16 protein-coding genes are annotated in these 13,371 nt (G+C 71.4%); 7 read left to right on the top strand and 9 right to left on the bottom strand.

All coding sequences use genetic code 11. The annotated features are described in order from the left end of the window. From M2165_RS09510 to M2165_RS09490, 5 genes are all read left to right on the top strand, one after another. Positions 1-1,098: an FAD-dependent oxidoreductase gene (locus tag M2165_RS09510; RefSeq protein ID WP_280814402.1), complete on the top strand. Its 1,098-nt coding sequence runs from the start codon at positions 1-3 to the stop codon at positions 1,096-1,098. Then, positions 1,095-1,346 carry a (2Fe-2S)-binding protein gene (locus M2165_RS09505; RefSeq protein ID WP_280814401.1) on the top strand — a complete coding sequence of 84 codons (252 nt, stop codon included), beginning with the start codon at positions 1,095-1,097 and terminating at the stop codon, positions 1,344-1,346. Before M2165_RS09510 ends, M2165_RS09505 begins: the two co-directional genes overlap by 4 nt. Continuing rightward, on the top strand, positions 1,343-2,641 hold the full coding sequence (locus M2165_RS09500; RefSeq protein WP_280814400.1) for an FAD/NAD(P)-binding oxidoreductase: 1,299 nt from the start codon (positions 1,343-1,345) through the stop codon (positions 2,639-2,641). The genes M2165_RS09505 and M2165_RS09500 overlap by 4 nt, the downstream gene beginning before the upstream one ends. A gap of 32 nt (positions 2,642-2,673) precedes the next feature. Then, positions 2,674-3,342 carry a GntR family transcriptional regulator gene (locus M2165_RS09495; RefSeq protein WP_280814399.1) on the top strand — a complete coding sequence of 223 codons (669 nt, stop codon included), beginning with the start codon at positions 2,674-2,676 and terminating at the stop codon, positions 3,340-3,342. A gap of 75 nt (positions 3,343-3,417) precedes the next feature. Continuing rightward, positions 3,418-4,350, top strand: a complete 933-nt coding sequence (locus M2165_RS09490) for a fatty acid desaturase family protein (protein ID WP_280814398.1) — start codon at positions 3,418-3,420, stop codon at positions 4,348-4,350. Between the two features lie 2 nt (positions 4,351-4,352). On the opposite strand, the gene M2165_RS09485 is transcribed toward M2165_RS09490, so the two are convergent. Beyond that, complete coding sequence (locus M2165_RS09485) at positions 4,353-5,240, bottom strand: EamA family transporter (RefSeq protein ID WP_280814397.1); 888 nt, start codon at positions 5,238-5,240, stop codon at positions 4,353-4,355. A gap of 80 nt (positions 5,241-5,320) precedes the next feature. On the opposite strand from M2165_RS09485, the gene M2165_RS09480 reads away from it, so the two are divergent. Next, positions 5,321-6,208, top strand: a complete 888-nt coding sequence (locus tag M2165_RS09480; protein ID WP_280814396.1) for a LysR family transcriptional regulator — start codon at positions 5,321-5,323, stop codon at positions 6,206-6,208. A 6-nt stretch (positions 6,209-6,214) separates the two neighbouring features. Here the strand turns inward: M2165_RS09480 and M2165_RS09475 are convergent, their stop codons facing one another. From M2165_RS09475 to M2165_RS09455, 5 genes are all read right to left on the bottom strand, one after another. Next, positions 6,215-6,538 (bottom strand): hypothetical protein, encoded by a 324-nt coding sequence (locus M2165_RS09475; RefSeq protein WP_280814395.1) that lies wholly within the window; start codon positions 6,536-6,538, stop codon positions 6,215-6,217. Positions 6,539-6,629: 91 nt separating this feature from the next. Beyond that, the gene (locus M2165_RS09470; RefSeq protein ID WP_280814394.1) at positions 6,630-6,800 is read right to left on the bottom strand and encodes a hypothetical protein; all 171 of its coding nucleotides are present in this window, start codon (positions 6,798-6,800) and stop codon (positions 6,630-6,632) included. A 95-nt stretch (positions 6,801-6,895) separates the two neighbouring features. Continuing rightward, the gene (gene dbpA / locus M2165_RS09465) at positions 6,896-8,329 is read right to left on the bottom strand and encodes an ATP-dependent RNA helicase DbpA (RefSeq protein WP_280814393.1); all 1,434 of its coding nucleotides are present in this window, start codon (positions 8,327-8,329) and stop codon (positions 6,896-6,898) included. Positions 8,330-8,420: 91 nt separating this feature from the next. Further along, positions 8,421-8,693 (bottom strand): translation initiation factor IF-1, encoded by a 273-nt coding sequence (gene infA, locus M2165_RS09460; RefSeq protein ID WP_280814392.1) that lies wholly within the window; start codon positions 8,691-8,693, stop codon positions 8,421-8,423. A gap of 398 nt (positions 8,694-9,091) precedes the next feature. Then, positions 9,092-10,147: a sugar phosphate isomerase/epimerase gene (locus M2165_RS09455; protein WP_280814391.1), complete on the bottom strand. Its 1,056-nt coding sequence runs from the start codon at positions 10,145-10,147 to the stop codon at positions 9,092-9,094. A gap of 128 nt (positions 10,148-10,275) precedes the next feature. On the opposite strand from M2165_RS09455, the gene M2165_RS09450 reads away from it, so the two are divergent. Beyond that, positions 10,276-11,163, top strand: a complete 888-nt coding sequence (locus M2165_RS09450; protein ID WP_280814390.1) for a gamma-glutamyl-gamma-aminobutyrate hydrolase family protein — start codon at positions 10,276-10,278, stop codon at positions 11,161-11,163. Between the two features lie 13 nt (positions 11,164-11,176). On the opposite strand, the gene M2165_RS09445 is transcribed toward M2165_RS09450, so the two are convergent. From M2165_RS09445 to M2165_RS09435, 3 genes are all read right to left on the bottom strand, one after another. Continuing rightward, the gene (locus M2165_RS09445; RefSeq protein WP_280814389.1) at positions 11,177-11,356 is read right to left on the bottom strand and encodes a hypothetical protein; all 180 of its coding nucleotides are present in this window, start codon (positions 11,354-11,356) and stop codon (positions 11,177-11,179) included. Positions 11,357-11,454: 98 nt separating this feature from the next. Then, the gene (locus M2165_RS09440) at positions 11,455-12,339 is read right to left on the bottom strand and encodes an N-formylglutamate amidohydrolase (protein ID WP_280814388.1); all 885 of its coding nucleotides are present in this window, start codon (positions 12,337-12,339) and stop codon (positions 11,455-11,457) included. A gap of 8 nt (positions 12,340-12,347) precedes the next feature. Then, a complete protein-coding gene (locus tag M2165_RS09435; RefSeq protein ID WP_280814387.1) occupies positions 12,348-13,310 on the bottom strand; it encodes a tripartite tricarboxylate transporter substrate binding protein BugE in 963 nt (320 codons plus the stop codon). Positions 13,311-13,371 lie beyond the last annotated feature (61 nt).

The raw sequence follows: 13,371 nt of genomic DNA, 5'->3' as shown, positions 1-13,371 counted from the left end.
ATGGACGCGGAGGTCATCGTGATCGGCGCCGGCATCGTCGGCGCCGCCTGCGCCCTTGCGCTGGCGCAGGCCGGCCGGCGCGTGCGCGTGCTCGATGCGCAGTGCGGCGGCGCCACCGGCGCGGGCATGGGCCACCTCGTGGTGATGGACGACAACCCCGCCGAACTCGCGCTGAGCCGCCATTCGGCCGCCCAGTGGCGCGCGCTGGCGCCCCGCATGGGCGCGGAATGCGCCTACAGCGCCTGCGGCACGCTCTGGGTGGCCGCGAACGACGAGGAAATGGCCGAGGCCGAACGCAAGCGCGAGCGGCTGCGCGCGCACGGCATCGAGAGCCGCCTGCTCGACGCCGCCGCGCTCGGGCGCGCCGAGCCCGCGCTGCGCCCCGGCCTCGCGGGTGCGCTCGAGGTGCCCGGCGACGGCATCGTCTACGCGCCCAACGCGGCGCGCTGGCTGATCGCGCAGGGCGGCGGTGCGATCGACGTGACGCATGCCAAGGTCGACGCCATCGAGGACGACGGCACGCTGCGCCTCGCCGACGGCCGCCGCTGCACCGCCGCGCAGATCGTGCTCGCCAACGGCATCGAGGCCGCCACGCTCTGCCCCGAACTCCCGATCCGGCCCAAGAAGGGCCATCTGCTGATCACCGACCGCTATCCCGGCACCGTGCGCCACCAGCTGGTGGAGCTCGGCTACGTCACCAGCGCGCACCATGCCAGCGGCGAATCGGTGGCCTTCAACGTGCAGCCGCGGCCCACGGGCCAGTTGCTCGTGGGCTCCTCGCGGCAGTTCGACACCACCGATCCGGCGGTCGAGGCACCGATGCTCGCGCGCATGCTGCAGCGCGCCGTGGACTACCTGCCGGGGCTTGCGCAACTGCAGGCGATCCGCGCCTGGACCGGCATGCGCGCCGCCACGCCTGACGGGCTGCCGCTGCTCGGCAAGCATCCGTGGCGCGAGAAGCTCTGGCTCGCCGTCGGCCACGAGGGGCTCGGCGTGACCACCGCGCCCGGCAGCGCGCACCTGCTCGCCGCGCTGATGACCGGCGCGGCGGCCGATTTCGATGCCGCGCCCTACGCCCCGCGCGGGCTGCTTGCATGAGCGGCGCCCACGTCCTGCTGCACATCGACGGCCGCCCGGTGCAGGTGAAGGCCGGCAGCTCGGTCGCGGCCGCGCTGCGGGTGGCGGGTGGCAGCGGCGTGGCGCGCACTTCCGTCGGCGGCGCGCCGCGCGCACCGTTCTGCGGCATGGGCGTGTGCCAGGAATGCCGCGTGCAGATCGACGGCCAGCGCAGGCTCGCCTGCCAGACCGTCTGCGCCGAGGGCATGCGCGTGGAGACCGGCCGATGACGAATGCGGCCATGGCCGGGGAGCGATGCGACGTGCTCATCGTCGGCGCGGGGCCGGCCGGCATGGCCGCGGCGGTCGCTGCGGCGCAGGGCGGCGCATCGGTCGCGGTGATCGACGACAACCCCGCGCCCGGCGGGCAGATCTGGCGCGACGGCCCCGGCGCCTCGCTGCCCGCCGCAGCGCGCGCATGGCGCGATGCGCTCGAACGCCAGCCGCGCATCCGCTTGTGCAGCGGCACGCGCGTGGTCGCGGCGCCCGCGCCCGACGTGCTGCTGCTCGAAGATGCCGCGCGCGCCTGGCGCATGCAGTGGCAGCGGCTGATCCTCTGCACCGGTGCGCGCGAGCTGATGCTGCCCTTCCCGGGCTGGACGCTGCCCGGCGTCACCGGCGCGGGCGGCCTGCAGGCGCTGGTCAAGGCGGGCCTGCCGGTCGAGGGCGAGCGCATCGTCGTCGCGGGCAGCGGGCCGCTGCTGCTGGCCGCGGCGGCCACCGCGCGCGCGGCGGGCGCGAAGGTCGTGCGCATCGCCGAGCAGGCAAGCTTCGCAGCGGTCGCCGGCTTTGCCGCCGGGCTGCTGCGCTGGCCGGGCAAGGCCATGCAGGCGCTGACGCTGGCCGATGCCCGCTACCGCACCGCGTCGCGGATCGTCGCGGTGCAGGGCGGCACGCAGGTCAAAGCGGTGCGGCTTCTGCGCGCCGGGCGCACCGAGGAGATCGCCTGCGACCGCGTGGCCTGCGGCTTCGGCCTGGTGCCCAACACCCAGCTGGGCCGCCTGCTCGGCTGCGCCCTCGCCGCGCCGGGCGACCGCGCGCCGGGGCTCGCCGTCGATGCGCAGCAGGCCACGAGCAGGCCCGGCATCTACGCGGCCGGCGAATGCACCGGCTTCGGCGGCAGCGAACGCGCGCTGGCGCAGGGCGCGATCGCGGGCCATGCCGCGGTCGGCAACATGCAGGCCGCGCAACGGCATGTCGCGGCGCGTGCGCGCTGGGATGCCTTCGCCGACCGGCTGCACCGCGGCTTCGCGCTGGCGGACGAACTGCGGCGCATGCCGCAGGCCGACACGCTGCTGTGCCGCTGCGAGGACGTGCCGCTGGCGGCCGTGGCCGGCTGCAGCGGCTGGGCCGATGCCAAGCTGCATCACCGCTGCGGCATGGGCGCCTGCCAGGGCCGCGTCTGCGGCGACGCCGCGCAGTTCCTTTTCGGCTGGACGCCGCCGCCGCCGCGCCCGCCGCTGTCGCCGGTGCGCATCGCCACGCTCGCCGGCCTCGCGGATGACGCGGGCGGGGACCGACAATGAGCCCGAAGCAGCAGAAGCACGACAAGCAACCGATGGCCCCCCCGAAGACCCCGCTCCGCCCGCAGCCCAAGCGAAGGGCCGCCGACCTCGCCTACGAAGCGATCGAGACCCTGCTCTCCACGCTGCAGCTCGAGCCCGGCAGCCAGATCGTCGAGGCCGAGCTCGCCGAGCGCACCGGCCTCGGCCGCACACCCGTGCGCGAGGCGCTGATGCGCATGGTGGCCATCGGCCTGATCGTGCAGCAGCCGCGGCGCGGGCTGCTGGTCTCGACCATCGACCTCGCGGACCACCTCGACGTGATCCAGACCCGCCGCGTGCTGGAGCGGCTGATCGCGGCCTGCTCGGCGCGGCGCGCCACCGCGCTGCAGCGCAAGGAGATCGTGCGCTGCGCCGAGCTCATGGTCGAGGCCGCGCGGCGCGGCAACCTCAACGACTACATGCGCGCCGACCGCGCACTCGACCTGGTCAACCACCAGGCCAGCCACAACGACTCGGCGGTGAAGGCCGTGACGCCGCTGATCGTGCAGTGCCGGCGCTTCTGGTACGCCTACCAGCACGAGGGCGAGATCGTCGAAGGCGCCAACGCGCACTTCGAGCTGGCCCAGGGCATCGCCACCGGCGACGAGGCCGCGGCCGTCGCGGGCGCGAACCGGCTGCTCGACTACCTCGAAGTCTTCGCGCGCAAGATCATCGACAAGTAGCGCCACCGGGGCCGCGGCGCCGCCTTGCGGGCAAGTCCCCGTGATGCGCGGGCGTCCGCGGCGCATACTGGCGCGATGGCCGCCGCGCCCCGTGCCCGACCCGAGGACTTCTTCACCGCCGAGGAATGGCGGTCGCTGACCGCGCGCTCGTCGTGGCGGGGCGTGTGGCTGGTGGCGCACTGCTGGGGCGTGATCGGCGCCGCGATGCTCGCGGGCATCGCCTGGCCCTGGACCGTGCCGCTCGTGGTGCCGATCGTCGGCGCGCGCCAGCTCGGCCTGTTCGTCCTCATGCACGACGCCGCCCATGCGAGCCTGCACCGCCACCGCGGGCTCAACGACTGGATCGGCCATTGGCTCTGCGCGCCCGCGCTGCGCGACTACCGGCCCTACCACCTGCAGCACCACCGCTTCGTGCAGCAGCGCGAGGACCCCGACCTCGTGCTCTCCGCGCCCTTCCCGATCACGCGCGCCTCGATGTGGCGCAAGGTCGTGCGCGACCTCAGCGGCCAGACCTTCTACAGGCAGCGCTTCGGCCACATCGCCGCCGGCATCCGCGCGCGCGCCGCCGGCGAGTCCGCCTGGCGCGCCTTCGGCCGCGAGATCGCCAAGGACCGGCGCTTCCTCGTCGGCAACGGGCTCGGCTTCCTCGCGTTCGCGGCGGCCGGCGTGTGGTGGGCATGGCTGCTGATGTGGCTGCTGCCGATGGCGACCTGGCTGCCGCTCGTGAGCCGCGTGCGCAACATCGCCGAGCATGCGCTGGTGGCCCAGGACGAGCCCGATCCGCTGCGCCAGGCGCGCACCACGCACGCGGGCTGGCTCGAACGCGCGCTGGTGGCGCCCTACTGGGTCAACTACCACTGCGAGCACCACATGTTCACCAGCCTGCCGTGCTGGAACCTGCCCCGGGCGCACCGGCTGCTGCAGCGCCGCGGCGTCACCGCGAAGATGGAGGTGCAGCCCGGCTACATCCGCCTGCTGAAGCGGGCGGCGGCGGCGCAGCCGGCCTGAACTCAGCGCGCCGCGGGCCGCGCGAGCACCGGCGGCGGGGCGCCGCGCTGCGCATGCTGGCTCAGCCAGATGCTCGCGATCACCGTCAGGATGCCCGCCACCTGCGGCACCGAGAGGCTCTGGCCCAGCAGCGCCCAGCCCAGGATCACGGCCGTCACCGGGCTCAGGAAGGCCAGCGGCGCCACGGCCGAAGGCTCCAGCCGCGCCACGCCGCGGAACCAGACGATGTAGGTCAGCGCCGCGCCGATCAGGCCGAGCCATGCAAAGCCGATCCAGTTGGCGGCCGTGAGCGCGGGCAGCGGCGGTTCGAGCCAGAGCGCGAGCGGCAGCAGCAGCAGGCCGCCCGCGGTCAGCTGCCAGGCCGTGAAGGTCAGCGCGGAGACCGGCGGCTGCCAGCGCCGGCTCAGCACCGTGCCGAGCGCCATCGAGGCCGCGCCGGCCAGCGCGGCGGCGATGCCGAGCGCATCGAGCGTCGCCTGCGGCGTGAGCACCAGCAGCGCGACGCCGCCGATGCCGACCAGCGCCGCCACCACCGCGAGCGCGCGCACCGGCACGCCGAGCAACAGGCTGGCCAGGAAGACCACGAACAGCGGCTGCAACGAGGTGAGGGTCGCGGCCACGCCGCCCGGCAGCCGGTAGGCCGCGAGGAACAGCATCGCCCAGAGGATGGAGAAGTTCAGCGCGCCCAGCACCAGGATGCGCCCCCACCATGCGCGCGCAGGCAGCTGGCGCACGATCAGCAGCAGCAACAGCCCGGCCGGCAGCGCGCGCAGCAGCGCCACCGTGAGCGGGTAGTTGGCGGGCAGCAGCTCGGTGGTCACGATGTAGGTGCTGCCCCAAATCGCGGGCGCGGTGGCGGTGAGCAGGACGTCGGTGGTGCGGCGGGTCATGGGTCGACTGTAGTGAGTTGACCCCTGGTTGTTAATGGCCGAATAATGAATTGATCCTCAACCAATGGTTGTCAATTCACGTGGACCATCTCACCGCGCTCAAGGTCTTCCGCACCGCCGCCGCGAGCGGCAGCTTCGCGGGCGCCGCGCGGCAACTGGGCCTGTCGGCCGCGGCGGTCAGCAAGAACATCGCCGAACTCGAGGCGCATCTGAAGGTGCGCCTCATCAACCGCACCACGCGCAGCATGAGCCTCACCGAGGCCGGCGCGGCCTACCACGCGCGCCTGTCGCGCATCCTCGACGAGCTTGCCGAGGCCGATGCCGCGCTCGCGCCGATGGGCGCCAGCCCCGGCGGCGTGCTGCGCGTGAGCGCGCCGCTGACCTTCGCGCTGACCTGCATCTCGCCGCACATTCCGCAGTTCCTGGCGCGCCATCCGAACCTGCGGCTCGAACTCGACCTGCAGGACAGCCGCGCCGATCTGGTCGGCGAGGGCTACGACCTCGCGATCCGCGGCAGCGACCGGCTGGAGGATTCCAGCCTCGTCGCGCGCGAGCTGATGACGATGACGCACGTGGTCTGCGGCGCGCCGGCGTATTTCGAGCGCTTCGGCCGGCCCGGCGAGCCGGAGGACCTCAAGGCGCACGACTGCGTGCAGTTCACGCTGTCGGGCCATGCGCACAGGTGGACCTTCACGCGCGCGGGCCGCAGCGTCGCGGTGCCGATCGACGGGCGCTACAAGGTCAGCTCCAGCCTGGCGGTGCGCGACGCGCTGCTCGCGGGCTTCGGCCTCAGCCTGATGCCGCGCATCTACGTGCAGCAGGCGCTGGCCGAAGGGCGGCTGCAGGCGGTGCTCGAGGACTGGGAGGCCGACCGGACGCCGGTCTACGCGGTGTATCCGTCGCGCCACCTCGCGGCGAAGACGCGCGCCTTCGTCGATTTCCTGCGCGAGCGGTTTTCGCCGCCCTGAGCGCGCTCAGTCGTCCGCGGGCGCCGCCGGCTCGGGTGCGGGCCAGCCGAGCAGCTCGGCGAGCCGCTGCACGATCCACTCGGCCTCGGCGGCCGACACGCCGGCCTCGGGCGTGGAGAGGCCCGCATGGATGCGGCGCAGGATCTCGCGCTCGACCGGCACCTCGGTGTGGTGCTGGATCTGCGCATGCGCCACGAGGTGGTTGGCCAGGTCCTCGCAGACCTCGTAGCGCTCGCGCACCACGCCGATGGGGGCCAGCAGGCGCTGGCGCGCATCGCTGTAGACCGCGAAGAACGAGGGCGGAATGTGGATCTGGTTGTCGTCGGACATCGCGGGGCCGGTGGGATTCAGGGGCTTTCCAATGACAAAACGCGCCCCGGGGGCGCGTTCGTCGAGGCTCCTGCGAGCCGTCGCAGGCGGATCAGCCGCCCTTCTTGGCGCGCTTGCCGGGGTTCTTCTTGCTGCGCGTCGCGGTGCCGCGTTCCAGGCTGACCTTCTGGCCGCCACCGGAGCGCGGCAGGGTGAAGCCGGGCATGGGCGTCGGCTTGGGGCTGGCGAGACGGTCGGCTTCGGTACGGATTTTCTTGGGCATGGAAAAGCTCGGATGAAAAATGATGTTCGAGGCGCAATTAGGCCACATCGGGGATTTTGCCTGCCACAAGCCAAAGCAAGCAGCATGACGGGGATTCAGAGTTCGAGCAGGCGCACCTTCACGCTCTTGCCCTTGACGCGGCCGCTCGCGAGCTTGCGCGCCGCCTCGGCGGCGATGTCGCGCGCCACGGCCACGTAGGTCGAGAACTCGTTCACGTTGATCTTGCCGACCTGCTCCCGGGCATAGCCGCATTCGCCGGTGAGCGCGCCCAGCACGTCGCCGGCGCGGATCTTTTCCTTGCGGCCGCCGACGATCTGCAGCGTGGCCATCGGCGGCTGCAGCGGCGCGCCCTGCCCCGGCGTGAGCTCGGCCAGCGCGTGCCATTCGGATTCGCGGCCCTGCAGCTGCTCGATCTTGCCGACGCTGCCCATCTCGTCCATGCTCGCGAGGTTCAGCGCCAGGCCTTCGGCGCCGCCCTGCTGGCCGACGCGGCCGGTGCGGCCGATGCGGTGGATGTGCACTTCGGCATCGGGCGTCACGTCGACGTTGATCACCGCCTCGAGCTGCGCGATGTCGAGCCCGCGCGCCGCCACGTCGGTGGCCACCAGCACGGAGCAGCTGCGGTTGGCGAACTGCACCAGCACCTGGTCGCGCTCGCGCTGCTCGAGTTCGCCGAAGAGCGCCAGCGCGCTGAAGCCCTGCGCCTGCAGCACCTGCACCAGGTCGCGGCACTGCTGCTTGGTGTTGCAGAAGGCCAGCGTGCTGACGGGGCGGAAGTGGTCGAGCAGCAGGCTCACCGCATGCAGCCGCTCGCTCTCCTTCACCTGGTACCAGCGCTGGCGGATGCGGCTGCCTTCGTGCTGCGCCTGCACCGTGACCTGCTCGGGGCTCTTCATGAACTGCTGCGCGAGCCGGGCGATGCCTTCGGGGTAGGTGGCCGAGAACAGCAGCGTCTGCCGCTCCTTCGGGCACTGGCGCGCGACCTTCACGATGTCGTCGAAGAAGCCCATGTCGAGCATGCGGTCGGCCTCGTCGAGCACCAGCGTGTTGAGCGGCTCGAGGTCGAGGTTTCCGCGCTCCAGATGGTCCATGATCCGGCCCGGCGTGCCCACGACGATGTGCGCGCCGTGCGCCAGGCTCGCGACCTGCCCGCGCAGCGCGACGCCGCCGCAGAGCGTGACCACCTTGATGTTCTCCTCGGCGCGCGCGAGGCGGCGGATCTCGGTCGTGACCTGGTCGGCCAGTTCGCGCGTGGGGCACAGCACCAGCGCCTGCACCGCGAAGCGGCGCGGATTGAGGTTGGCGAGCAGCGCGAGGGCGAAGGCGGCGGTCTTGCCGCTGCCCGTCTTGGCCTGGGCGATCAGGTCCTTGCCGAGCAGCGCGGGCGGCAGGCTGGCCGCCTGGATCGGCGTCATCTGCGTGTAGCCGAGCTGCGTGAGGTTGGCCAGCATCTGCGGCGAGAGCGCCAGCGTGGCGAAGCCGCGGGCGTCGGCCTGGGAGGCGCCGGCTGTGGAATCGGGTGGGGTCATCGTTCGGCAGCCGAATGAGGACCGCAAAAACCAAAAGGCCTTGCCGAGCACCCGTCGCGGGGCGCCGCAAGGCCCTTTCGTCGGTCGCGGATCAGCGGCGGGGCGTGTTGTTGTTGCCGGAGTTGGTCGGCGGGGGGCCGCGGCGCTCCAGGTGGCGGAAGGTGATGCGACCCTTGGTCAGGTCGTAGGGCGAGAGTTCGAGCGAGACCTTGTCGCCCGCGAGGATGCGGATGTGGTGCTTGCGCATCTTGCCGCCGCTGTAGGCGATCAGCTGATGGCCGTTGTCGAGCGTGACGCGGTAGCGCGAGTCGGGCAGGACCTCGGTCACTGCGCCGTTCATTTCGATCAGTTCTTCCTTGGGCATGTGCGATTACCTCTGAGTCGTCCGATAAGTGTGTTGGAGATGAAATCCAGCGTCATTGTTTCTTCGGCCGGAGCCCGGCAGCGCGAACGCGCCGTGGCAGGGCCGCTTGTCTTCGCGCCACCGCGGGGCGGCGGAGGCGCTATTCGCTTCAACAAGAACGAAGGCAGTGGTGGCAATCATGGGCGCCCGGTCTGGCGCTCCAACACACTGTGAAACCGGCCCGGGCCAAAGTGCGCAGGCCGGCGGTTGACGAATAACTTCGTCGTGGTCATCGAAACGAACCCGACATTATAGCCCGCGAGGCATGACAGTTGCTTGTCGAGCGCGTGGCGGAATGCAGACGCGCGCCGCCCGTGCCCCTTTTGCTATCGACAGGATAGCGCCCGCGCGGGCGCGGCTCAGGCCAGGCCCAGGGTGCGGCGGTTCCCCGCGACGTCGACACCGCCCGCCGCGAAATCGTCGAAGGCCCGGTCGGCCACGCGGATGATGTGGTCGGCGATGAATTTCGCGCCCTCGCGCGCGCCATCCTCGGGATGCTTGATGCAGCATTCCCACTCGAGCACCGCCCAGCCGGGGAAGTCGTACTGCGCCATCTTGGAGAAGATCGCGCCGAAGTCGACCTGCCCGTCGCCCAGCGAGCGGAAGCGCCCGGCCCGGTTGATCCAGCTCTGGAAGCCGCCGTAGACGCCCTGCTTGCCGGTCGGATTGAACTCGGCGTCCTTGACGTGGAAGATCTTGATGCGCTCGTGGTAGTGGTCGATGTAGGCCAGGTAGTCGAGCTGCTGCAGCATGAAGTGGCTCGGGTCGTACAGCAGGCAGGCGCGCGGATGGTTGTTCACGCGCTCCAGAAACATCTCGTAGCTCACCCCGTCGTGCAGGTCTTCGCCGGGGTGGATCTCGTAGCCCACGTCCACGCCCGCCGCATCGAAGGCATCGAGGATCGGGCGCCAGCGGCGCGCGAGCTCGTCGAAGGCCTCCTCGATCAGGCCCGGCGGCCGCGGCGGCCACGAATAGAGGTAGGGCCAGGCGAGCGCGCCCGAGAAGGTCGCGTGCGCGCGCAGCCCCAGGTTGGCCGAGGCCCGGGCCGCGAGGTGCAGCTGTTCCACCGCCCATTGCTGGCGCCGCACCGGGTCGCCGCGCACCTCGGGCGCCGCGAAGCCGTCGAAGCCGGCGTCGTAGGCCGGGTGCACCGCCACCAGCTGGCCCTGCAGGTGAGTCGAGAGCTCGGTGATCTGCAGGCCGTGGCCGGCGAGCATGCCCTTGACCTCGTCGCAGTAGGTCCTGCTCTCGGCGGCGCGGCGCAGGTCGAACAGGCGCGCGTCCCAGCTCGGGATCTGCACGCCCTTGTAGCCCAGGCCCGCGGCCCAGCCGGCAATGGCGTCGAGCGAGTTGAACGGGGCCTGGTCTCCGGCGAACTGGGCCAGGAATATGGCCGGGCCCTGGATGGTCTTCATGGCTTTGTCTTCCTTGTCGGTCGTGGCGGCGTTGAAAGCATACTTGGCGTTTCGTCCGACCCGCGGCGAGAGGCCAAAGCGCCACAATGGACTTTCCTTTCCGCTTTGCACGCCCTGCTCGCTCCGAGATGCCCCAACCCGTCGCTGCCCGGCTGAAGATCGGTCTCTCCGCCTGCTTCTCGCATGCGGACCCGGCGCGATCGCTGTTCACCAACAAGACGCTGCAGTACGTCGAGCAATCCATCGCCCACTGGCTCATGTCCGCGGGCGCGATGGTGGTGATGGTGCCCTGCCCCACCGGCGAGACCGCGCGCGGCGACACCAAGCTCTCGCACTATGCCGAGTGGCTCGACGGCGTGGTGATGCACGGCGGCGCCGACGTCTGGCCCGGCAGCTACGGCGAGGTGCCGCTCAAGGACGCCTGGGTCGGCGACCGCATCCGCGACCTCTACGACCTCGCGCTCGTCGAGGCCTTCGAACAGGCCGGCAAGCCGATCTTCGGCGTGTGCCGCGGCCTGCAGCTGATCAACGTGGCCTTCGGCGGCACGCTCTACCAGGACATCGAGGCGCAGCACCAGCATCCGCAGACGCAGCGGCACCGCGATCCGGTGACCTACGACCAGAACTTCCACGACATCGAGATCGTCGAAGGCACGCGCCTCGCGAAGCTCTATCCCGAGGTGCGGACGGCGCGCGTCAACAGCATCCACCACCAGGGCGTGAAGGACCTCGCGCCCGGCTTCGAGGTCGAGGCCTGGAGCCTGCCCGACCGCGTGCCCGAGGCGATCCGCCGCCGGCCCGACAAGGGCCGCAGCTACATCTCCGCCACGCAGTGGCACCCCGAATTCCACAAGTACGGCGGCACCGACACGGTGGACGACACGCCGATCCTGCACGACTTCCTCTGGGCCTGCGCGACCGCGAAGGTGGCGCCGCGCACCGCGCCCGACAGCGGGCCCGGCCGCATCCGCGACCGCGCGGCGCGGGTGCTGCGCCAGGCGCTGCTGCGGCGCTGAGCCGGTCGGCCGCCTAGCGGCGGTCCGAGCGGTTCGTCGTGCCGCTGACGCCGGCGTCGATGGTGCCGAACACCGTCACGCCGCTGCCGGACGAGGCCGCGCGGTCGCTGCCGCCCGCCGACCCCGTGCCGGCGCAGCCCGCCGCCAGGGCACCGATCGCGAGGGCAAGGACGGCTGCAATGAATGGCTTCACGGAAAACTCCAGGCAATGGTGGGACTGGCGGCCACTATAGGCCGGCGCGGCGCCGGCCGCGCCGCCACACCCCCCGGCGGCCTCAGGGTTGTTATGCCTCAGCGCGGATCGGTGGCGAGCAGCATCTCGACCATCGATCGCAGGTCCGCCTGCAGCCGCGCGGCGTTCGCCTCGTCGAGCGCGAGCGTGGCCTCGTCCATGTAGAGCTTGCGATTGATCTCGACCTGGATGCTGTGCCGGTGCGTCGCGGGCCGCCCGTTGCGCCGCACCAGTTCGACGCCCTTGTACGGATGGTTGTAGTCGACGCTGTAGCCGCGCGCGCGCAGGTGCGCGCAGATGCGCTGCGACAGCGCCGGGTCGGCGGTGCTGCCGTCGCGGTCGCCGATCACGAAGTCGGCATGCGCCACGCCGGGGAAGTCGGTCGCATGGCTGCCCGCGACGGCCGGCATCGAGTGGCAGTTGATGTGGATGCTGTAGCCGTGCCGCGCATGCGCCGCGTCGATCGCCTCGGCCACGGCCGCGTGGTAGGGCCGCCAGCACTGGTCGATGCGCGCGCGCACCTCGTCCACGCCGAGCCGCCGGTCGTAGATCGGCTCGCCCTCGTCGGTGAGCTTCCAGACCAGGCCCTTGCCGAGCCGCACCTTCGACAGCACGCGTGGGTCGTCCGACAGCGGCCCGTCCCAGGGGCCGTCGAGCATGGTGGTGTCGAGTTCGGTGAGGTCGCGGTTCGCGTCGAGGTAGCTGCGCGGGAAGTGGGCCTCGATCCACGCCACGCCCATGTCGGGCGCGAAGGCGTAGAGCTTCTCGACGTGCGTGTCCTCGGCGCGGCGCAGCGTCGCCAGGTCGCGCACCGAGCGGAAGTCCGCCGGGTATGCGGTGCCGCTGTGCGGCGAGTCGAGCACCAGCGGCGTGGTCCCGGGCAGCGCGGTCACTTGCGCCGAGCCCTGGGTGCGGGTCTGGATCAGCTTGAGAACAGGATGCATAGGCAGGCTCAGTCCAATCGGATGCGGGCGAAGGCGGCGACCTTCTTCATCTTCTCGATCTCGCTGTCGATCTGCTTCGCGAACTCGGCCGGCGTCGTGCCCGAGGCATAGAGCCCCTGCAGCGCGAGCCGTTCGCGCACCGAGGCGTCCTTCAGCGCCGTGGCCACCGCCTGCTGCATGCGCAGCGCGATGTCGGCGGGCGTGCCGGCCGGCGCCACGAGGCCGAACCACGAGGGATCGTTGTTGGCGGCGTAGCCGAGTTCGCGGTAGGTCGGCACCTCGGGCAGCACGTCGAGCCGGCCGCTCCACGACACCGCCAGCGCCTTGAGCTTGCCCGCCTTCACGTGCGGCAGCGAGGAGGCGACCTGGTCGAAGTACACCGGCACCTCGCCCGCGAGCACGTCGTTGAGCGCCGGGCCCGCACCGCGGTAGGGGATGTGCACCATCGAGGTTCCGGTGCTGCTCTTGAACAGCTCGCCCCACATGTGGCCGATGGTGCCGTTGCCCGGCGAGGCGTACGACACCTTGCCCGGGTTGGCCTTCAGGTGCTTCACGAGTTCGGCGAAATTCTTCACCGGCAGCACCTGCGGGTTGATCACGACCACGCCCGGCGCCTTCACGAGTTCGGTCACCGCCACGAAGCCCTTGACCGGGTCGTAGGGCAGCTTCTGGTATACGGCCGGGTTCACGCCGTGCGTCGAGAGCGTGGCCACGCCGAAGGCGAGGCCGTCGGGTGCCGAGCGCGCCACTTCGGCCATGCCGATGGAGCCGCCGGCGCCGGCGCGGTTGTCGATGACCACGGGCTGCTGCAGGATCTTGGCCAGCGGCTCCGAAAGCACGCGCGCCGTGATGTCGGTGGCGCCGCCGGGCGGGAAGGGCACGATCATCCGGATCGGCTTGCCTTGGGCGAAAGACATTCCAGGAGCGACAGTGGCTGCCGCCAGCGCGGAAAGAAGAAGACGACGTTGCATGGGGGATTTTTCCAATGGAAGAGGAGGAACGAAGCAAAAAGTTGCCTGTTCATCCAAGCAA

This window comes from Variovorax sp. TBS-050B (assembly GCF_029893635.1).
GTDB lineage: Bacteria > Pseudomonadota > Gammaproteobacteria > Burkholderiales > Burkholderiaceae_C > Variovorax.
The sequence above is the reverse complement of the archived record's forward strand: the minus strand, read 5'-3'. Positions and strand labels throughout refer to the sequence as shown.